Below are 18,832 nucleotides of genomic sequence, written 5' to 3'. Positions count from 1 at the left end.
ACTCGTTGGGTTTCAGTGGCGCCATCTTAGCAAATATCCTGGAGTTCGTCGGCGAGTCACCATGGAGTCAGTGAAGGTTTTTTTGGAAGTCCTGGGCGGCCTCGGTCTGTTCCTGCTTGGGATGACGTTGATGACCGAGGGGTTGCGCGCTATGGCCGGAGATGCCATTCGCCAGGGTCTGATGCGTTTTACCCGGAGCCCCGTGAGCGGCGTGATGACCGGCTTGGTCAGCACCGCCGTGCTGCAGTCTTCCACCGCCACCATTGTCGCCACGGTCGGGTTTGTGGGGGCCGGTCTGCTGGAGTTCTCCCAAGCCCTGGGCATTATATTCGGCTCGGCATTAGGCACGACCTTTACCGGCTGGCTGGTGGCGCTGATCGGTTTCAAGCTTGAGCTGTCGCTGTTTGCAGCCCTGTTTGTCTTTGTCGGGGCGCTGTTCAAGCTTTTTGCCCGCCGCTCGCTCGGGGGCCTGGGCTTCGCGCTGGCGGGGTTTGGCCTTATTTTCATCGGCATCGATGGAATGCAAAACGGACTGGAAGGGCTGCAGGATGATGTGAATTTCAGCCAGTTTCCCGCAGACAATCTGTGGGGCAAATTCAAGCTGGTGTTGCTCGGGGTATTGTTTACCGTCATTACCCAGTCCTCGACCGCCGGTGTGGTGGCAACGCTGGCAGCGTTGCACACCGATACGGTAGCGTTTGAGCAGGCCGCCTCGCTGGTGGTGGGAATGAACATCGGCACCAGTTTCACCGCTGCTGCGGCCACCATCGGGGGTAACGTGGCCGTGCGGCGCACCGGCTTTTCCCAGGTGGTGTACAACACCAGCGTCAGCGCGCTTGCGCTGTTTCTCGTGGCGCCCTACGTCACTCTCTGGCAGAGTTTCGCGGCGGACGCTTTTGAGCGCCATGAGGAATTCGCGCTGGTGGGCTTTCACACCGGGTTCAATCTGCTGGGCGTGCTCTTGGTATTGCCCTTCGCCCGTCAATTCTCCCGGCTGATTGAGCGGTTGTTCCCGGAGAAGACCTTTGGCTACCAACAGATTCTGGATCGCGGTCTGCTCAAGTATCCGGAATTGGCGCTAACGGCGGTACAGAAGGTGTTGAACACTCAGCTTGAACGGGCCGCTCAGCAACTGGGTTATGTCCTGGGGGAGACCAAGCGTTCGGCTCCCCTGGTGGATATGGCCCAGGAACTGGTTGATATTCAACAGTACCTCGACGCCATCCATGTGGACCAGGCCAGCGGTGTGCAATGGGAACGCCTGTTGGCGGCGATTCACATTGTGGAGCACCTGCAGCGTCTGCAGGAGCGTTGTGAGAACAAAAGTGTGGCCATGGCGTTGCGCAATGGGGATGACCTGCCCGAGGGCCGTGAATGCCTCAAGCGTCTGGTGCATTTGCTCTCTGGAAAACACCCCATGGAGAGTGAAGAAGTGAAACAAACCCTCGCGCAAATGACGCAAATCGAGCAAACTAGCCGTCAGGACACCATGAAAGATATCGCCCAGGGTCGTCTTGAATTGAAACAGGGTGTAGCGCGTATGGAGGTGGCTCGCTGGTTGCAGCGGGTGGCGGTTCATATCAGCCGTATTGATCTGCATCGTCGAGAACTCAACTACCAGCAATAATTGTTATGACCTCTTCCCCGGCGCACGCTGAACTCCCCCTTACTCCCGCCCGCTCCAGTGACCTGGATAGTCTCGTGGCGCTTGAGCACCGTTGCTTTGCCAATGACCGGCTCAGTCGCCGCAGCTTCCGCCGCTGGTTGGACAGTGATCACTGTGTGTTCATGGTCGCTCGGGATGGTGACAGCCTCGCGGGCTATATCCTGGTGTTGTTTAATCGCGGGACCCGGCTGGCCCGCATGTATTCCCTGGCCGTGAACCCGGACTACCGCGGGCGGGGGTTGGCTCGCCGTCTGATTCTGGCCGGTGAGGAAGGGGCGCGGGACAGTGGCCGCTTCTACATGCGCCTGGAAGTCAGCAGTGAGAACCGTGGCGCGATTACGCTCTACGAGAACCTGGGTTACAAGCAGTTCGGTCTCTACCAGGATTACTACGAAGACCACACCGACGCTCTGCGCTACCAGAAGCGTATTCGGGTGGTCAGCGACACCGCGTATCATCGGGCCATTCCCTGGTTGGCCCAAAGCACCCGGTTTACCTGCGGTCCGGCGTCGCTGATGATGGCCATGGCGGCGCTGCAACCAGACTATGAGCCCTCCACCACCGAGGAGCTGCGCCTCTGGCGTGAGTCCACCACCATTTTCATGACCTCTGGCCACGGCGGTTGCCACCCCATGGGGCTGGCCCTGGCGGCGGATGACCGGGGCTTTCGTCCCGAGGTGTGGGTCAATCAGGAAGGCGCGCTGTTTCTCGATGGCGTGCGCGATGAGACCAAAAAACCGGTCATGACACTCGTTCATGAGGATTACCGGGTGGCCCTGGAGGCCAGGGGCATTGCTGTGCATTATCGGGAAGTTCGCCAGAACGACCTGATTGCGGCATTCGACCGGGGAGATTTGCCGCTGATCTTGATCAGCACCTACCGCATGGATCGCAAGAAGGCCCCTCACTGGGTGGTGATGAGTGGGTATGATGAGGAGTGTATCTACGTCCACGATCCCGATCCGGACAGCCAGGGACAGACCGCGCTCGATTGTCAGTACTTACCCTTGGCCCGGGCCGACTTTGAGAAAATGACCAGCTTTGGTCGCAGCCGCCTGCGCACCGCTGTCATTCTCTCCAAGCTCAAATAAAGCCAGCTCTAGAAGATGAGGTCCACCGTGCAGTACCGGATTAAACGCTCCGCCCGCCGCCGAACCGTGAGCCTGGAAATCCGGGACGCGCAGCTGCTGGTCCGCGCCCCAGTAGGGGTTTCAGAGCGGGATCTGGAGCGTTTTGTGCGGCAGAAATCCCTCTGGATCGACCGCAAGATCAGCGCTCAGCGGGCGCTGCTGGCGAGAGTTCCCGAGTATCGTTATGTCTCCGGCACCTGTTTGCCCTTTATGGGGGAGGAGCTGACATTGGCGGTGGCTGAAGGGGCCGCAGGGCGAGTCGAGCGGCTCGGTTCAGTATTATCCGTGGCCACCTCCCGGCGCAGTCGTCGACCGGCGGAGGAGCAGGCGCGCGCCCTCGTGGAGGGCTGGTATCGGGCCCAGTCACGCGAGCGTCTGACCGAGAAGACTCGGGCGTTGAGCCGCCGTATGGGGCTTGAGTGCACCGCAGTGACCATACGGCGCACCAAGAGCAAATGGGGCCACTGCACCAGCCGAGGCGAGATTCAATACAACTGGCAGATTCTGCTGGCTCCGGAGCCGGTTGTAGACTATCTTGTCGCTCACGAAGTCTGTCACCTGCGTCATCACAACCACAGCCGGGCCTTCTGGCATCTCGTGGAGCAGGTATGCCCGGACTACCGCCGGCAGCGGGATTGGCTCAAGGCCAATGGCCGCTGCCTGGTGCTGTAAATTCGCAAAAAATGACACTCCAAAGAGAACTCCTCCATGACTCCATTAAGCGAAGACCCCGCTGAAAACTTTGACCGCTTTATCGTCGAGGCGATGGAGAACGGTTGCGTCTTTGGCCTGGAAGGGCCCGAAGGCTGGGCCCTGTGTCCCTCCGACAAATACGAGAGCAGTGATGTCATGCCCCTGTGGTCGGCGCTCGAGTTGGCGCAGGTGCACTGCCGCGAGGAATGGGCGGATTACCAACCGGTGGCGATCGAGCTCGAAGAGCTGCTCGATGAGTGGCTGCCGGGAATGCACGACGATGAGCTGCTGGTGGGGGTGAACTGGGACTCCGCCCTTGAGGGTGAGGAATACGAACCCTTGGATCTGTTGGAAGAGTTCGAGCAGGAGCTGGAGTAGCCGCTCAGCCGCACAGGAGGCGTTTATGCGCGGGGAAAGCTCGCCATGACCTTCTGGTCCCGCCGTCGGCGCCAACGCTCTACCCACTTGCCGCCCCACACCCAATTGCCGTAACGCGCCAGCCCGTAGAGGTTGCTGGTGGTAATCAGCGAAAGGACGCGCGCGTGGGGTTTGAAGCTTCGCATAGACTCCTGGGTGAGCGTGCGGGCCAGGTTGGCCGCCAGTACCGGTGCCTGGCGCAGCGCCAGGGTGGCGGCACAGCCGTTGCTGGCAGCGCCCGTAACCGAGGCCAGGGCGCCCGCGGCGAACACCCAGGGGTAATTGACCGACTGCAGATGGGGGTTGACCTGAATCAGCCCGCGATCATTGAGCGTCAAGCCGGAGTCTTTGACCCAGGGCCCGGGCCTGCCCGAGACGCAAGAGACCACTTCATCCATTGGCAAGTGCTGGTGACGTTCGGTCTGTATCCGGTGGGCTTCGATGCGATTGACCTGAAAGAGCGGATGCTCGCGAATTTCGTGTTGTTGGAGCAGTTGCGCGGTACGCAATTGGGCCGCGAGCGGAAACTCGGGCAGCAGCTTCCCGCCGGCATGGATCAGGTGCACGGTAACCGGTGCCTTGATGAGTTCGTCCCGCTTGACGCGTTCCCGTATGGCGAGCGCCACTTCCACTCCGTCCACATTTCCGCCAATCACCCCGAGGTGGGCGGGGTCGTTGCGCTCGCGCCCGCGCAGCCGTTCCAGGGTTTCCTGCCACTGGGGCAGGAACCGGCTGATGGGACGGATGCTCATCCCGTGCTCTTCCAACCCCGGTATGGGCACGCCGGGTTGCAGGCCGGTATTGAGCGATAACAGGTCGAAGGCGAGGGTTTCGCCACTGTCGAGTTGAATTTCGCGCTGTTCGGGGTCGAGCCGCTCAATGCGGCCGAAGGTCAATTCTGTGTCGGTGGCCCGGCAGAGCTGGCCGAGGTCGATGTGGCAGTCGCGAAAGCGGTAGTGCCCGGCGATCAGGCCGGGGAGCATGCTGGAGTAGGGCACGAAGCGTTCGGGTGAGACGAGCACGACGCGAACGTCGCCAGGCAGCAGGCGACGGGCGTTTGCCAGGTAGAGGGCATGCGTCAGGCCGCCACCGGCCAGAAGCAGTGTTCGCATAGGATCGACGCTCGTGTAAAAGCGGTGAGCATAGCGAACAGTGACGCCAGCGTCTATGACTGACGGTTATTCTGACAGTCCGCCGCTGCTGACGATGTCTTCGTCGACGAAGCCGAATAGGTAGTTGTGGAGTATGTCGACCTGGTGCAGGTGGACGTAGGTTTCGAGTTGTTCGACGGTGGCAAACGGGGGGCTGATGGCGGCGGTGGGGGTGAGCCGGTAGTCTTTGGTGACGAGCACGAAGGATTTGTTGGCGGTGGGTACGGGGGTTTTGTGCAACAATTGCAGGACGCGGAAGTCGAAGTCCATGCACAGTCGCATCAGGTTGGGGTAGTTGGTTTCCTGGCGGTCGATGAAACGAATTTCCCGGCTGCCCATGAGTTCGTCAGCGCTGAGCGGGTGTTTGGGCATAGACTACCTCTGTTGATATTTCTGTGCCCGGCCAAACCCCGGCCGGGCCAAGGCGGGATTAGACCACAGCGCGGGTTATAGTCATGTGACCGGTCTCACAAAAGCTTTAGGGGCCGTCACGGTATTCCACCCGCTGGTGTAATCTGGCTGAAAAGGGTTGGTTGGACCGACATTTATTGGACTGAATAGGAGCGTTATTCGCATGTGGCATCAGCTTGTTTCCGCAACAAGAAGTATCGTAGAGGCGTGTCGCCCGGCCCTGTGTGAGGCAGACCGTTCCAAGACACGCCATAAATACATCCCTGTAGGCTCGCAACCGCGAATCCCGCGCTCTACGGTCTTGAAACGGTCTGCCCCACACAGGGCCTCCGTGCTTCGAGGCGTTCTTTTGGGCGGAATGGCTCTGGTCGTCGCGGCCTGTTCGCATATTCCTCTCGGCATCGAAGAGCCTAGCGTCAAAGTGACCGGTCTTGAGCTGTTGCCGGCCCAAGGCATGGAGCAGCGTATTGCCGTACACTTGAATATCACCAACCCCAATGGGCGGGATTTGTCCGTCAGGGGGATCTCTTATAACATCGGCATCGAAAACATCGATGTCTTGAGCGGGGTGACCAGCCAGGTGCCCACCCTCAAGGCCTATGAAGAGACGCCGGTGACGGTGGAAGTCTCCGCCAATCTGCTGTCCATCGCCCGACTGGTGCAACACTTCAGTCAACGGGAGGTGAGTGATCGGGTCAGTTACAACTTTGACGCCAAGCTGGACTTCAGCCAATGGTTGCCGTCCATGCGCGTCGAGGAGAAGGGCGAGATCAAGCTGCAGTATTAACGAATAACGACCAGGAATTTGCATGAACGAAGTCGTAGTATCCCCTGACGCCGAAGAGCGCATTCCTCTCAAGGAGTATACCGAGAAGGCGTATTTGGATTATTCCATGTACGTCATTCTCGATCGCGCTCTGCCCAATATCGGCGACGGGCTCAAACCCGTGCAACGGCGTATCGTGTACGCCATGAGCGAGCTCGGCCTCAAAGCCACCGCCAAATTCAAGAAGTCCGCGCGTACCGTTGGTGACGTCATCGGTAAGTTCCATCCCCATGGCGATAGCGCCGCTTATGAATCCATGGTGCTCATGGCCCAGAGTTTTTCCTACCGCTACCCGTTGGTAGATGGTCAAGGTAACTGGGGCTCGCCGGATGATCCCAAATCCTTCGCCGCCATGCGCTATACCGAATCGCGCTTGGCCCGCTACAGCGAAGTTCTGCTCGAAGAGCTGGGACAGGGCACGGTCGACTGGCAGCCAAACTTTGACGGCACCATGGACGAGCCCGCCGTACTGCCCGCTCGGGTGCCCAATGTGTTGCTCAATGGCATCACCGGCATTGCCGTGGGTATGGCCACTGACATCCCGCCCCACAATCTGCGCGAAGTGGTCAGTGCCTGTGTTCACCTGTTGGACAACCCCAAGGCCACTGTGCAGGAGTTGTGCGAGTATGTGCACGGGCCCGACATGCCCACAGAGGCGGAGCTGATTACGCCACGCGAAGATCTGATCAAAATGTACGAAACCGGCCGCGGCAGCCTGCGCATGCGCGCGGTCTGGAGCAAGGAAAGCGACACCGGCGACTTGATTGTTAACGCCTTGCCCCACCAGGTGAGCGGTTCGAAAATCCTGGAGCAAATTGCCGCCCAGATGCAGGCCAAAAAGCTACCGATGGTCACCGACCTGCGGGATGAATCCGATCACGAAAACCCCACACGGCTGGTGATTACCCCGCGCTCCAACCGCGTGGACGCCGAACAGTTGATGCAGCATCTCTTTGCCAGCACTGATCTGGAAAAAACCTACCGGGTCAACATGAACATGATTGGCATCGACGGCCGGCCCGGTGTGAAGAGCCTCGATAAGATTCTGTCCGAATGGCTCGAATTCCGCACGGTCACGACTCGTCGTCGTTTGGAATTCCGGCTCGATAAAGTTCAGAAGCGCCTGCACCTCTTGGAAGGCCTGCTGATCGCGTACCTGAACATCGATGAAGTCATTCATATCATCCGCACCGAAGACGAACCTAAAGCGGTGTTAAAGGAGCGCTTCAATCTGACCGACGTTCAGGCCGACTACATTCTGGACACCCGCTTGCGTCAGTTGGCCCGCCTGGAAGAAATGAAAATCCGGGGCGAGCAGGAATCGCTGGAAAAGGAGCGGGACCAGTTGGAGAAAACATTGGGCTCTGCGACCCGCCTGAAAACCCTGATTCGCAAAGAATTACAGCAAGTGGCAAAAGATTATGGGGATGATCGTCGCTCGCCCATCGTCCGGCGTGGCGAGGCTCAGGCGTTCAGTGAAACCGAATTGATTGGAGTCGATCCCATCACGGTAGTGGTGTCGGAAAAAGGCTGGATCCGCTCGGCCAAGGGCCACGATATCGACCCCGCCGCCCTTAACTACAAAGCCGGTGATGCCTTCAAGTTTGCCGTGCGTGGTAAAACCAACCAGAGCGTGATGCTACTCGATTCCACCGGGCGCAGTTACGCCATTGCCGCTCACAACCTGCCCTCCGCCCGAGGCCAGGGGGAACCTCTCAGCGGGCGCCTGAACCCGCCCAACGGGGCGAGTTTCGAGGGCGCTCTGATGGGGACCGACGACCAACGCATCCTGTTGGCCTCGGATGCGGGCTATGGTTTCGTCGCCAAGCTTGGCGATCTGTACAGTAAAAATCGCGCGGGTAAAACCATGCTCACCGTGCCCAAGGGCGGGCAGGTATTGTTGCCGCAACCGCTGGACAATCCGGAGCACGATCTATTGGCTGCCGTCAGCAACGAAGGTCGGCTGCTGGTCTTCCCGGTGACAGAGCTGCCGGAGCTGGCTCGTGGGAAAGGCAACAAAATCATGAACATTCCCTCGGCCCGGGTACAGAGCCGGGAAGAGTACGTGATTGCGGTGTGCGTGATTGGTGAAGGCCAGGCGTTGACCCTGCATGCTGGCAAGCGCCACCTCACACTCAAGGCCGGGGACCTGGATCACTACCGGGGCGAGCGTGGCCGGCGGGGGAACAAATTGCCGCGAGGCTTCCAGAAGGTCGATCGCGCCGAGGTGGTTTAGACGGGATATTGTGAACAATCAGGCGCAATAATAATGACAACGAGGGTTAGTGATGAGTGACAAACGGCAATTTGTGCGCACCCCATTTGCCTGCCGGATCAAGATTCAGCATGAATCGATCGGTGAGTTGATGGTGAAGACCCGGGACATTTCCGATGGGGGTGTGTTTGTCATCCTGGACCCCGACAAAGTACCACCCATCGGCTCGATCGTGACCGGTCAGGTGCAGGGCATGCCTGGCGAAGCCCCTGTGTTGGATATGGAGGTTGTGCGCGCGGAGCCCGACGGTGTCGGGTTGAAATTTCTTTCGGAAGAATGAGGTGCAGGCGATGAAACGGACATGGTTCCAGCGGAAATGGCTACTGGGTTTTTCTGCCGTGGCCGCGTCGCTGCTGGCGGCCGTGGGGCTGGTCCAGTCCCCGTCGGCGACGGCGGCGGTGGTGCTGCAATATCATCACGTAAGCGAGGACAGCCCGCCCTCCACCAGTGTGACGCCGGAGCGGTTCGAGAAGCACATGGACTATCTGGCGAACCATGACTTCACCGTGGTACCGCTGGAGCAACTGGTTTCCGCCCTAAAGGCCGGGGAGGCCTTGCCCGACAAGACCGCCGCCATCACCTTTGATGATGCCTATGAGTCGGTTTACACCCATGCGCTTCCGGTGCTGAAAAAGCGCGATTGGCCCTTTACGGTATTCGTGAACACCAACCCCCTCGATGAGAACAAACCCGGCTTCGCCTCCTGGGATCAGCTCCGCCAAATGGCCGAGCAGGGCGCGACCATTGCCAACCATTCTACCGCCCACAACCACCTCCAGCGCTTCAAGGCCGGGGAAAGTGCAAGCGAATGGCGCGAGCGCATTCGCCACGAGATCGTCAAGGCCGAGCAGCGTATTGAAGAAGAAACCGGGCAAAACCATAAAATGTTGGCCTACCCCTACGGGGAGTACAACAACAAGGTAAAGGCTCTGTTGGAAGAGTTGGGCTTCGTGGCATTCGGCCAGCAGTCGGGTCCACTCGGCCCGCACAGCGATCTGCGCGCGCTGCCGCGTTTTCCCTTTGGAGGGCCCTACGGCAGCCTGGAAGACTTCGCCACCAAAGTGAAGACACGCCCAATGCCGCTCACGGAAACCGCTCTGTATTCCGACTGGTCCCTTGAGCAGCCGCTTGATGAGGTAGTGGTGAAGGAGGGCGCGCGGCCGGTATTGGCAATGACGCTGGAGGATGCCTCACTGGCGGACCGGATCAGCTGTTTTGCCTCCGGCCAGGGCGCCATTGAAACTCGCGTGGAGGGAAACACGGTCGCCACCCGGGCTAACAAGCCACTGACCCCCGGGCGCACCCGTTACAACTGCACCGCCGGCACGGGCGAATCCGGCCGCTTCTTCTGGTTCTCCCAGCAGTGGCTGGTGACCGGTGAAAATGGCGAGTGGCAACACGAAAATTGAGGCCGATCAAACCGGGTTCAGTGCCAGTAAGCTGTAGGGTAGGTGAGCGAAGCGCCACCTACCGCAACTGGCTCAAATGGTAGGTGGCGCTTCGCTTACCTACCCTACCGTTTACCCTGCCTACGGTGACGGCTCAGGCGCTTGCGCCTCTTCCTCTTCCTCCGGCGCCAACCAAACCTCTTTGACCTGCTCCAGGTCGTTGTAGTGAATCAGCTCCTTGAGCTCCTCAATATACGCCTGCCCGCGGCTGGAGTAGCGGTGCAGGCCTTCCACCATCGCCAGCCCTGAGGGGGTCTGGTCATTTGTGCGCTGCTGCGCACGAATCTGACGCACCTCCAGGTAGGCCCGGTTGGTGTTGATGTTGCGAAAGTAGGTGGCGACGGCGTCGTTGACGGTATCGAATTTCTGCACCTCGTGGCTGGCATCCGCCGAGCGTGCGTTGGGCACCAGGCCGCAGCCCTTGCGGTAGCACCATTGCCCGAACAGATTGTTGGCTTGGCGGGCAAAGCGGGACGTCCCCCAGCCGGATTCAGCGGCGGCCTGAGCCAGAACCATTTCCCGGGGAATAATGTCGACACGACGCCGGAGCACTTCAAGTGCCTCCTTCGTTTCCGGGTAGTTGTCCTCGGTCACGCGAAAATGAATACGCAGCTTTTCCAGTTCGCGGGCCTGCTCGTCGGTCAACTTCGCGCCGCTGGCCAGGGTATCTATCATGGCCTCAACGTCAGTGCGCAGTTGCCGCAGCTGGTGATTGCGCCATTCCACCATCGGCATCAGCATGCTGAAAAAGGCGCGCTTGCGCTCGGGTATATGGTCGATCTCGACAAAATTGGGTAGCTTCTTCACGATGTCTGGCCGCGAGATGCCGGGTACCTCTTCGGCGGGCTCCAAAGGTTGAGGCAGGTGATGGGCCAGAAACAGTGCCAGGACCAGGCAACCGCCGGCAAAGGCCACTAAACCGAGTCCCAACAACCATTGGGTCACACCTTGCTTCATAGAATCTCCTTCATTCTTGCGGGCTATCTATTGAGTTACGTATGGCTACTGGGTTACGCATGGAAAGTGTGGGGGGATCAGAGGTCCAGCTCGCGGCGCAGCGCTTCCATACGTTTATGGTTCTCTTCCGCAGACAGCGGCTTTTCGGTACTTTCGGGCAGCGCGGGGGGTTGCGGCACCGGCAGTTTAGCGCCGTTCATCACCCGCTCACACAGCCGTTGGTAGTGTCGTTCGAACACGGGGAAGGCCACTCTCTCGGGGCTACTGGCAAGGAAAAACCAGTCACTGGCGAGGCCGGCGTGGTACACCGCCGGGTGACTCCAGCGCTGGGCGGCCTTCGGGCTGGGCGCGCGGCAGGCTTCCACATAGGCGCTGTGGGTGTCGGGCAGCCCGTAACTCTCTGGATCACCCTGACAGGCGCGAATCATCCGGTTGAGCGTGGGCAGAAACTCCGACTCCTCGATGACCTTGCGGGCACCTCGGCGAAGTGTCTCGGGCTCGAATTGGGTGAGGCTGTCCAACCAGAGCTTTTTGATCTGGTTGAGTACCTGGGTGTCGCTGTAGGCCTTGTAGTACTGATTGTGATAGTTGATGCGAAACAGCGCGAATGCCTCGTTCAGGGCGTCGATGTGTGCATCGGTCGCGGGTTGGCGCGCCCGCTCACCGGGCCCAGCTTCGGTCGGTGAGGTCTTGGACGAGGCTGCGATCGCGTGTTGTGCCTGCTCGACGAGAGTCTTGCTGTCTTGCATCTTGGCCTGCCTGTGCGTTGTCGGTGGTCAGTGCGTGTTGGCGCGCCCAGTGGAACTTCACATGCTGCAGGAACTTGGTGTTCCAGGAGCTGTGCACTTGGTTGCTGTCGCGCCAGTAGAGCACGAACTCCGGCACCTGCCTCTGGGCGAAGGCCAGATCGATATTGGCCAGCTTCAGGACGTCGTATACATCCCGGCTGGGCTGCCAGTCCTCGGGAATCCGACGGGGCTCGGTATCGTGCTCCAGGGCCGCATTATACCTGAGCCACTGGCGTTTGACGTGCTGGATGAACTTGCTGTTCCAGGTGCGGCCCACGTCGCCTCTTTCCTTCCAGTAAAGCACAAATTCCGGAATGGCGTCCTCAATAAAGGCCAGGCTGATATTGGCGTGCTTGACCAGCACCTCAAGGGCATCCCGGCTGGGGCGCCACTGGCTGTGCATGGCGGCCTCGTGATCCCGCCGGCTCTGGTGTTCGGTCTGGGCCTCGCGCCACTGGCGCAGCAAATGCTTCAGGAACTTGGCGCCCCAGGCGTGATGGCTCTCCCCCCGTTCGCGCCAGTAGGCGATGAACTCCGGCAGCTGCTCCCGAACGAAGTGTTCGGGAATATTGTGCTGGGCAATGTGCCGCATCAGCTCCCGGTCGGGCTGCCAACCGGGGCCGATCCGGTTGGCGCCGGTGGCCGGACCGCTCGGTCCAGGCGGGGGTGACGGTGGGGTTTGAGGCGAAGCGCCGGCCTGCTCATGGGCACCTTCGTTGAAGGCGAAGTGCAACTGGCGACTTTCACTGTAGGGCGCGGAGTCGAGCAAGATGATGCCCTTGTCTCGCAGGCTTTTGCTCACTCGCTGCAGATCAAGGTCGTTCCAGAAGGGCAGCAGGTTCTCCAGTTGCGCCCCCTCCAGCCGATGCCAGTGATGCCCCTGCCGGTACTGACCGGGCAGGTAATGCGCGACGTCGTTCAGGGCGCTGAGCAGAATCGCCTCCTCCAGGCCAATGGTGGCAGCCAGGGAGGGCGAAAACAGGAGGGGTTTTTCTGAAATCAGGGATGACGTCATGGGCGCTACTTTAGCACTGTTTGTGGCCGGGGTGCATTGGGCTGTTATTATAGCGCTTTTGCGTCTGGGAAGGCCGGAGGTCATTTTGCCGAAGAACAAGTCCAAGCCACGTTTTACCGCTCGAAACTCGGATCGTCACGATCTGTATCAGCGCAGTGTTCAGGCGCCGGAATTCGAAGTGGAGTTCTTTGACAAGACCTTCAAAAAGCTGCGCAAACGCCGCCCGTTCTCGATGCGGGAGGATTTCTGCGGTACGGCGTTGCTGTGTGGTGAATGGGTCGACAGCCACAAAAAGCGAACGGCGCTGGGAGTCGATATCGACCCCGATGTGCTTCAGTGGGGCATCGACAACAACCTGGCCCCGTTGGACGAGCCGGGCAACCGGGTTCGCCTGGCGCAGCGCGATGTGCGGACCGTCACCCGGGAAAAGTTTGACCTGGTGAACGCCATGAACTTCAGTTACTGGATTTTTCAGGAGCGCAAGGAAATGCTGCGCTACTTCAAGGCGGTGCGCAAATCGCTGGTGAAAGACGGTGTTTTCTTTCTGGACATGTACGGCGGCTGGGAATCCCAGGAGGTAATGGAAGAGGCCCGTAAAATTGACGGTGGTTTTACCTACGTCTGGGATCAGCACAGCTTCGACCCGATGACCAATGAAGCAGTGAATTACATCCACTTTCGTTTCAAAGACGGCAGCGAAATGAAACGGGCCTTCAAGTACGTGTGGCGCGTCTGGGCCCTGGTGGAAATCCGGGAGCTGTTGGAGGAGGCGGGTTTCAAGAAATTGCACATTTATTGGGACGTGGCCGACGGCAGCTTTCGCGAACGCAAGAAAATGGACAACCAGCCGGGGTGGTTGGCGTACATCGCGGCTCTGGTCTGATGGATGGGGCCCGGCGGATGCGCTTCGCTTATGCCGCCCTACGTCGGACCTGTAGGGCGGCATCAGCGAAGCGCATCCGCCGACTCCCAAGCGCCGTACTACCGCAAGCTGCGATATTCCCGATTGCTGTCCGTCTTGCTGTACACAATCTGCCACAATTGCCCTTCGCGCGAACGGAAATAGGCCGCGCAACTGAGCAGGTAATACTGCCACATCCTGTAGAAATTGCCTTGACCGTACTCCCCTTCGAGCTCCGGCCAAGCCTTTTCAAAGTTTTCCCACCAGGCCATCAGCGTCCGGTCATAATCCGGGCCGAAGTTGTGCCAGTCTTCCAGGCGGAGCAACCCGAGGCTGCTGTCGTTGATCAGGCGGCGACAGGGGATTTCCCCATTGGGGAAAATATACTTCTCGATAAAGGGGTCAACGCCGTTCTGCTCCCGGTCGGTGCCAATGGTGTGCAAAAGGAACAGGCCGTCGTCGGCCAGCAACCGGCTGGCGGCCTCGAAATAGGTACGGTAATTCTTGTGGCCCACGTGCTCGAACATGCCCACGGAGACGATGCGGTCGAACTGTCCTTCCAAAGCGCGATAGTCGACCAGTTTAATCTCCACGGGAAGCCCTTTGCAGTGGTCCTGGGCGAGCTTTTGCTGCTCTTTGGAAATGGTAATGCCGGTAACGTGAGCCCCGTAGTGGCGGGCGGCAAACTCTGCCAGGCCGCCCCAGCCGCAGCCGATGTCCAGGAGCGTCATGCCCGGTTCGAGCTTGAGTTTGCGACAGATCAAATCCAGCTTCTGATATTGGGCCTCTTCAAGGTTACTGGCGTTGGCCCAGTAGCCGCAGCTGTAAATCATGCGTGAGTCGAGCATGCGTCGGTACAGATCGTTACCGATGTCGTAGTGCACCTCGCCAACTTTGAAGGCCCGGTTGGGGTCTTGTTTATTGATGACGGCGGCACTGAGGTAGGCTTTCAGCAGCTCAAGGGTGCCGAACTTACGTAGTTTCCTTTCAAGATGAGCCTGCAGGACGCGGGTCATCATTTCGTCAATGCGTTCGCAGTCCCAAAGCCCGTCCATATAGGCCTCGGCAAATGCCAGCGGCGCTCCTGAGGAGAGGGCTCGAGACAAGAATGAGGGGTCGTAAACGCGTATGTCCCAGGGGCGGTCGCCATTAATCCGGATATCGGCCTCGGCGGCTAGCTTGATAAAAAAATCCTCGGCGGCAGTGCGCTTGTGAGGCACCTTTTCCGCTCGTTCGGCTGCTACTGTGTTGTTCGCCATAATCCATCATACTCCTGTGGGTGAGGGTACAGGGTGGCGGCACTGCGCTGATCCGCTGGTACTGCAGTCTCACCGCCACAGTCGGTCAGGCCCTTTTTAGAACCTAAAAGCTTCGGGCGGTGTAATCCAATAGATAAAAGTAATTATGGTAATTGTCAACTGAAATAGTGGTTTCAGTTGGCATCCAGGGCCGGGTAATTCACCTCCGGCAGCTGTTCCACAGCGGGCCGGGCGAGCAAGTAGCCTTGAAAGAACCGGATGCCGATGCCACGCAGTGCGGCCAGTTCGCCCACCGTCTCTACGCCTTCGGCGATCACCTTGATGCCGAACTCGTCGCAGGTATTACAGACCCCCCGCACAATGGACTGACGGATTTTGTTGCTGTCGATGTTCCGGATCAAGGCCATATCCAGCTTGATGATTCCCGGCTGGAAGTCCGCCAACAGGTTCAGGCCCGCATGTCCAGCGCCAAAATCGTCAATGGCGGTGGTGAAGCCCTGAGCATGATATTCTTTGAATATTCGCTCAAGATGACCCGCATCGCCCACGGGCTCGGATTCATTGACTTCAAAAATGATGCGATCACAGGGAAATTGATATCGCTCGGCGGCGTCCAGGGTCGCCTTGATACAGCTCTTGGGCTCGTACACGGCATTCGGCAGGAAGTTGATGCTCAAACCGCAACGGATATTAAGCCTCGCCGCGAGCTCAATCGCCTTGACCCGACAGGCCTGGTCGAACTGATAGCGGTTGTCGTCGGTAACTTGGTTGAGAATGTCGTAGGCACCTTCTCCGTTGACGCCCCGGACCAACGCTTCATAGGCAAAAACCTCGCGCGTTCCGATATCGACAATCGGCTGAAATGCCATGGTGAAATCAAATGGTAACGACGGCAGGTCCCTGCAGCGGCTGCAGCCGCTGGCCGTCTGTGGTTCAGAATCTGACATGAAATCTAGCCCTTGCTTGCGTTCGGAGGCGCTCTTTGGGCCTCTCTTTTGTTCAGTCGGTCCCGGTCTCAGTAGAGGCAGGTGCCCCTTAGTATAGCCAAACTCAACGGCGGGCGCGCCAGCCCAACCGACAAAAAGTGTAAAAATGCGCCAATAGCACTATTATATTAGGCTCAGACTATCAGGGCTATGTTTTAAATTAAGTTTTATAAATGAATGGGAATCATTATTATCAGCGGTATGGGGTAAGTCTCTGATTTACCCGTCCGTTTAACGATCCCGAAGAGGTGACCACCATGAGAAAGACAGCGACGTTTGCTGTGCTCCACTTCAGTGTAGCGTTTTGTGTCGCCTACGTACTGACCGGTAGCTGGGTCGTAGGGGGCGCAGTGGCCCTGATAGAGCCGGCGATCAATACGGTGGCGTTCCATTTCCACGAGCTGGTGTGGAAACGTCTGGAAAATAGATCCAAAATAGTGCCGGGCGCTGCTTAGCTGACAATTTTGAAGCCAGTCCGGGCGTGTCCCGGTGCTTGGTCAAAGGTCGTCCAGCGTCAGCCAGTAGTCGTCCCTCTCCAGCGGTGTTTCCTCGCTCAGGGACGGGTTTTCAAGCGGAAAGGGCTGGCGGTTTTTCAGGTTGGAACGGGTCAGTGCGTCTTCAATCATATCGGTACCGTAAAAGTACTCGTCGAAGCGGCCTGAAGCCAATGCCTGATCCAGTCCCTCTTGAATGGCTTGCGCCAATTCCGGCTTGTCGCGACTGACGAACAGGTAGAAAGGCAGTTTGTATACCAGCACCAGATTTTCCTCTACCGTCAAGGGTAGGTCCGGGTGGGCTTCCAGCTCTGTCCAGGGCTCCAGCACGCCGCGGGGGAAGGCGTCGAAGCGGCCCCCTTCGACCATGTAAAACAGGTTGTCGTACTTACTGGTGGTGATCACTTCCAAGCCGTTGCTTTCCAAAACCTTGATGTCCGGCCACCCGGCGCCCTGCCCAAATGTCAGTTGCTTGAGGTCCTCAAAGCTCTCGACTTGGTCGAAGCGGGCCTGTCGTTCGGGGTTGATGATAAATATCCGGTATCCGAGCAGCCCTTTGAGTAGCGGGAAGCGGATGGGCAACAACCGCTCTTCGACCTCCCGGTTCGAGGACAGCCACATGACATCCATCTGGTCCGTTTCCAGGCGCTCGATTGCACGCGTCTGCGTAATGGGGTCGTCGGCCACCTCCACTTGATAGTCGCCCTCCATGTATTCCAGGGCAACTCTCAGCGCGCCCACGGCGTAGGCATCCAGTGGGTGGTCTGTCTGGTTGACCCGCAGAACGGTCTGGGCTGAGGCGCAGAGCCCGGTGCCGCCGAGTAGCAGTGTCAGGGTAACGGCCGACAGGGCTTTCAGGCCGGGTGCCGGAACGCGTTTACAAACCGAAAAGAGCGACAACATGGCTGACAACCTCAGATCTTGAATTTGTGCATCCGCTCCTGCAGCTCGTTGTTCTCCTGAAGCAGTTCGGAAGAGCTGGAGCGCATGGTGTGAGCGTGGTCCGATACTTTTTCGGACAGTGAGGACAGGGCGGTAATGAATTGGTTGACCTCGTTGGCCACGGAGCTTTGCTCCTCCGCGGCGGTCGCCACCTGGTGGTTCATGTCATTGATGGTGGTGACGTGCCCTTGGATGCTATCGAGAACGGCTTCCACCCGCTTTCCGGTTGCCACTGTTTCTTCGGCCCAGCGGGTATTTTCGGCCATGGCATCGTGGGCTTGATCAGCGTCGGACTGCAGTTGTCCCACGATCTCTTCAATCTCCTCGGTGGAGGATTGTGTGCGCTGTGCCAGCGTTCGCACTTCATCGGCCACCACGGCAAAGCCCCGACCCTGCTCCCCCGCGCGCGCGGCCTCAATGGCGGCATTCAGGGCCAGCAGGTTGGTCTGCTCGGCAATGGCCCGGATCACTTCAACGACTTTGCCGATGTTCTGGCTGCTGGCCTTGAGCGAATCAATTTTGTGGGCGGTGGCCTCAATCTGCGTGGTTAGCCGTTGAATGTTGGCCTGCGAGGTGCGCACCACCTGAGAGCCCTCCTCGGAGGCTTTCTGGGTGTCGCGGGTCCGTTCGGCGGTCTCACCGGAGGAACGGGCGACCTGCTCGGCGGAGGCGGCCAGTTGGTTGAGGGCGGCTGAAGCCTGTTCCAGTTCTCGCAACTGTTGTTCGCTAGAGTGGGCGGTATCGTCAGAGGCGCCGCTCATTTGCCGAACATGCCCGTCAAAGGTATGGGTGAGCTCAACCACGCCACCGATAATGGACGCGATCTGTTCGATCACTCGGTTGTAATTGTGTGCCAAGTGAGCGATCTCATCCCCGCTGTCGGTGGGTAGGCGACGGGTCAGATCTCCACCGCCCTGGGCGATGGCCGCCAGATTGTCGGAAATCAGGTTCAGGGGCCGAACGATAATGCGCCGGGTTAGTATCGCGAGGGTAACCAACACGGCCAGTATCAGGGCGATCACAATGGCCAAACCCATGGTGACCTGGTTGGAGAGAACCGTCTGCATTTGCGCGGAGGAAAACACCACATCGTATCGGCCGATCACATCGCCGTCCCGCACGATCTCCAGGCCGGTGCGACGCAACCGCTCGGCATCTCCGCTTCCGGGGTTGCCGGCTTCCGCCAACGCCTTGCCGCGGTGATCGGTGACCACCAGCCGTTCGATCAGCGCGGTATTGACCAGAGACTGGGCAATGGCTTCGATTTGCTGGAAGTCGTAGGCAAACGCGGGTTCAAGCAAGGAAGAGTGGATCAGCTCGATGTTGCTCTGCACCTCCTGCTCAAACGTGGCCTGCTGTTGAGCCGAGATGGTGTAATAGCTGACGGCCATGATCAGAGCGGCAACGGTGAGCATCAGGGCCGTCATGGCGACCATGAGTTTGGTGGACAGTGAACGTAACATTCAGGCAACC

At 59.0% G+C, this 18,832-nt stretch carries 19 protein-coding genes; 10 read left to right on the top strand and 9 right to left on the bottom strand.

Annotated features, from left to right (window positions below):
* Positions 1–61 precede the first annotated feature (61 nt).
* The 4 genes from G547_RS21545 to G547_RS0113790 are packed head-to-tail and all read left to right on the top strand — an operon-like array spanning position 62 to position 3,867.
* The gene (locus G547_RS21545; RefSeq protein ID WP_036188737.1) at positions 62–1,627 is read left to right on the top strand and encodes a Na/Pi cotransporter family protein; all 1,566 of its coding nucleotides are present in this window, start codon (positions 62–64) and stop codon (positions 1,625–1,627) included.
* A 5-nt stretch (positions 1,628–1,632) separates the two neighbouring features.
* The gene (locus tag G547_RS0113800) at positions 1,633–2,757 is read left to right on the top strand and encodes a GNAT family N-acetyltransferase/peptidase C39 family protein (RefSeq protein WP_036188735.1); all 1,125 of its coding nucleotides are present in this window, start codon (positions 1,633–1,635) and stop codon (positions 2,755–2,757) included.
* Between the two features lie 27 nt (positions 2,758–2,784).
* On the top strand, positions 2,785–3,468 hold the full coding sequence (locus G547_RS0113795) for a M48 family metallopeptidase (RefSeq protein ID WP_051235479.1): 684 nt from the start codon (positions 2,785–2,787) through the stop codon (positions 3,466–3,468).
* 36 nt (positions 3,469–3,504) lie between these two features.
* A complete protein-coding gene (locus tag G547_RS0113790; protein ID WP_027330359.1) occupies positions 3,505–3,867 on the top strand; it encodes a DUF2750 domain-containing protein in 363 nt (120 codons plus the stop codon).
* A gap of 23 nt (positions 3,868–3,890) precedes the next feature.
* Here the strand turns inward: G547_RS0113790 and G547_RS0113785 are convergent, their stop codons facing one another.
* Both G547_RS0113785 and G547_RS0113780 read right to left on the bottom strand, forming a co-directional pair.
* The gene (locus tag G547_RS0113785; RefSeq protein WP_027330358.1) at positions 3,891–5,018 is read right to left on the bottom strand and encodes an FAD-dependent oxidoreductase; all 1,128 of its coding nucleotides are present in this window, start codon (positions 5,016–5,018) and stop codon (positions 3,891–3,893) included.
* A 66-nt stretch (positions 5,019–5,084) separates the two neighbouring features.
* Entirely contained in the window at positions 5,085–5,429 is a 345-nt protein-coding gene (locus G547_RS0113780) for a hypothetical protein (protein WP_027330357.1), read from the bottom strand.
* Positions 5,430–5,826: 397 nt separating this feature from the next.
* On the opposite strand from G547_RS0113780, the gene G547_RS0113775 reads away from it, so the two are divergent.
* From G547_RS0113775 to G547_RS0113760, 4 genes are read left to right on the top strand one after another with little or no spacing between them, the layout of a single operon-like run.
* Positions 5,827–6,255, top strand: a complete 429-nt coding sequence (locus tag G547_RS0113775) for an LEA/WHy family protein (protein WP_051235478.1) — start codon at positions 5,827–5,829, stop codon at positions 6,253–6,255.
* 22 nt (positions 6,256–6,277) lie between these two features.
* Positions 6,278–8,530: a DNA topoisomerase IV subunit A gene (parC, locus tag G547_RS0113770; protein ID WP_027330355.1), complete on the top strand. Its 2,253-nt coding sequence runs from the start codon at positions 6,278–6,280 to the stop codon at positions 8,528–8,530.
* A gap of 52 nt (positions 8,531–8,582) precedes the next feature.
* On the top strand, positions 8,583–8,849 hold the full coding sequence (locus G547_RS0113765) for a PilZ domain-containing protein (RefSeq protein WP_027330354.1): 267 nt from the start codon (positions 8,583–8,585) through the stop codon (positions 8,847–8,849).
* Between the two features lie 10 nt (positions 8,850–8,859).
* On the top strand, positions 8,860–9,978 hold the full coding sequence (locus tag G547_RS0113760; protein WP_084646030.1) for a polysaccharide deacetylase family protein: 1,119 nt from the start codon (positions 8,860–8,862) through the stop codon (positions 9,976–9,978).
* Positions 9,979–10,098: 120 nt separating this feature from the next.
* Here G547_RS0113760 and G547_RS21540 read toward each other — a convergent pair whose 3' ends face one another.
* From G547_RS21540 to G547_RS0113745, 3 genes are all read right to left on the bottom strand, one after another.
* Positions 10,099–10,974 (bottom strand): glucosaminidase domain-containing protein, encoded by an 876-nt coding sequence (locus G547_RS21540; RefSeq protein ID WP_051235476.1) that lies wholly within the window; start codon positions 10,972–10,974, stop codon positions 10,099–10,101.
* Between the two features lie 77 nt (positions 10,975–11,051).
* Positions 11,052–11,723 (bottom strand): replication protein P, encoded by a 672-nt coding sequence (locus G547_RS0113750; RefSeq protein WP_027330352.1) that lies wholly within the window; start codon positions 11,721–11,723, stop codon positions 11,052–11,054.
* Positions 11,635–12,777, bottom strand: a complete 1,143-nt coding sequence (locus G547_RS0113745) for a DnaT-like ssDNA-binding domain-containing protein (RefSeq protein WP_027330351.1) — start codon at positions 12,775–12,777, stop codon at positions 11,635–11,637. The genes G547_RS0113750 and G547_RS0113745 overlap by 89 nt, the downstream gene beginning before the upstream one ends.
* Before the next feature lie 85 nt (positions 12,778–12,862).
* Here G547_RS0113745 and G547_RS21535 point away from each other — a divergent pair, with 85 nt between their 5' ends.
* Entirely contained in the window at positions 12,863–13,660 is a 798-nt protein-coding gene (locus G547_RS21535) for a class I SAM-dependent methyltransferase (protein ID WP_157209883.1), read from the top strand.
* Between the two features lie 98 nt (positions 13,661–13,758).
* Here G547_RS21535 and cfa read toward each other — a convergent pair whose 3' ends face one another.
* Together cfa and G547_RS0113730 are read right to left on the bottom strand one after the other, a co-directional pair.
* Complete coding sequence (cfa, locus tag G547_RS0113735; protein ID WP_051235472.1) at positions 13,759–14,937, bottom strand: cyclopropane fatty acyl phospholipid synthase; 1,179 nt, start codon at positions 14,935–14,937, stop codon at positions 13,759–13,761.
* Between the two features lie 173 nt (positions 14,938–15,110).
* Positions 15,111–15,884 (bottom strand): EAL domain-containing protein, encoded by a 774-nt coding sequence (locus tag G547_RS0113730; protein ID WP_027330349.1) that lies wholly within the window; start codon positions 15,882–15,884, stop codon positions 15,111–15,113.
* A 296-nt stretch (positions 15,885–16,180) separates the two neighbouring features.
* Between G547_RS0113730 and G547_RS0113725 the strand changes: the two genes are divergently transcribed.
* Positions 16,181–16,378: a DUF2061 domain-containing protein gene (locus G547_RS0113725; RefSeq protein WP_027330348.1), complete on the top strand. Its 198-nt coding sequence runs from the start codon at positions 16,181–16,183 to the stop codon at positions 16,376–16,378.
* A 42-nt stretch (positions 16,379–16,420) separates the two neighbouring features.
* Here the strand turns inward: G547_RS0113725 and G547_RS0113720 are convergent, their stop codons facing one another.
* Both G547_RS0113720 and G547_RS0113715 read right to left on the bottom strand, forming a co-directional pair.
* Positions 16,421–17,320 (bottom strand): substrate-binding periplasmic protein, encoded by a 900-nt coding sequence (locus tag G547_RS0113720; RefSeq protein WP_051235470.1) that lies wholly within the window; start codon positions 17,318–17,320, stop codon positions 16,421–16,423.
* Positions 17,321–17,331: 11 nt separating this feature from the next.
* On the bottom strand, positions 17,332–18,822 hold the full coding sequence (locus G547_RS0113715; RefSeq protein WP_027330346.1) for a methyl-accepting chemotaxis protein: 1,491 nt from the start codon (positions 18,820–18,822) through the stop codon (positions 17,332–17,334).
* Between the last annotated feature and the right edge of the window lie 10 nt (positions 18,823–18,832).

The organism is Marinimicrobium agarilyticum DSM 16975 (assembly GCF_000423345.1).
Taxonomy (GTDB): domain Bacteria; phylum Pseudomonadota; class Gammaproteobacteria; order Pseudomonadales; family Cellvibrionaceae; genus Marinimicrobium; species Marinimicrobium agarilyticum.
This window is presented reverse-complemented; position numbering and strand designations above follow the sequence as displayed.

Coding starts and splice junctions, on each gene's coding strand:
- G547_RS0113775 (WP_051235478.1), top strand. CDS start 5,827: ATGGCTCTGGTCGTCGCGGCCTGTTCGCATATTCCTCTCGGCATCGAA.
- G547_RS0113765 (WP_027330354.1), top strand. CDS start 8,583: ATGAGTGACAAACGGCAATTTGTGCGCACCCCATTTGCCTGCCGGATC.
- G547_RS21545 (WP_036188737.1), top strand. CDS start 62: ATGGAGTCAGTGAAGGTTTTTTTGGAAGTCCTGGGCGGCCTCGGTCTG.
- G547_RS0113750 (WP_027330352.1), bottom strand. CDS start 11,723: ATGCAAGACAGCAAGACTCTCGTCGAGCAGGCACAACACGCGATCGCA.
- G547_RS0113720 (WP_051235470.1), bottom strand. CDS start 17,320: ATGTTGTCGCTCTTTTCGGTTTGTAAACGCGTTCCGGCACCCGGCCTG.
- G547_RS0113790 (WP_027330359.1), top strand. CDS start 3,505: ATGACTCCATTAAGCGAAGACCCCGCTGAAAACTTTGACCGCTTTATC.
- G547_RS0113760 (WP_084646030.1), top strand. CDS start 8,860: ATGAAACGGACATGGTTCCAGCGGAAATGGCTACTGGGTTTTTCTGCC.
- parC (WP_027330355.1), top strand. CDS start 6,278: ATGAACGAAGTCGTAGTATCCCCTGACGCCGAAGAGCGCATTCCTCTC.
- G547_RS0113785 (WP_027330358.1), bottom strand. CDS start 5,018: ATGCGAACACTGCTTCTGGCCGGTGGCGGCCTGACGCATGCCCTCTAC.
- G547_RS21540 (WP_051235476.1), bottom strand. CDS start 10,974: ATGAAGCAAGGTGTGACCCAATGGTTGTTGGGACTCGGTTTAGTGGCC.
- G547_RS0113725 (WP_027330348.1), top strand. CDS start 16,181: ATGAGAAAGACAGCGACGTTTGCTGTGCTCCACTTCAGTGTAGCGTTT.
- G547_RS0113745 (WP_027330351.1), bottom strand. CDS start 12,777: ATGACGTCATCCCTGATTTCAGAAAAACCCCTCCTGTTTTCGCCCTCC.
- G547_RS0113730 (WP_027330349.1), bottom strand. CDS start 15,884: ATGTCAGATTCTGAACCACAGACGGCCAGCGGCTGCAGCCGCTGCAGG.
- G547_RS0113715 (WP_027330346.1), bottom strand. CDS start 18,822: ATGTTACGTTCACTGTCCACCAAACTCATGGTCGCCATGACGGCCCTG.
- G547_RS0113780 (WP_027330357.1), bottom strand. CDS start 5,429: ATGCCCAAACACCCGCTCAGCGCTGACGAACTCATGGGCAGCCGGGAA.
- cfa (WP_051235472.1), bottom strand. CDS start 14,937: ATGGCGAACAACACAGTAGCAGCCGAACGAGCGGAAAAGGTGCCTCAC.
- G547_RS0113800 (WP_036188735.1), top strand. CDS start 1,633: ATGACCTCTTCCCCGGCGCACGCTGAACTCCCCCTTACTCCCGCCCGC.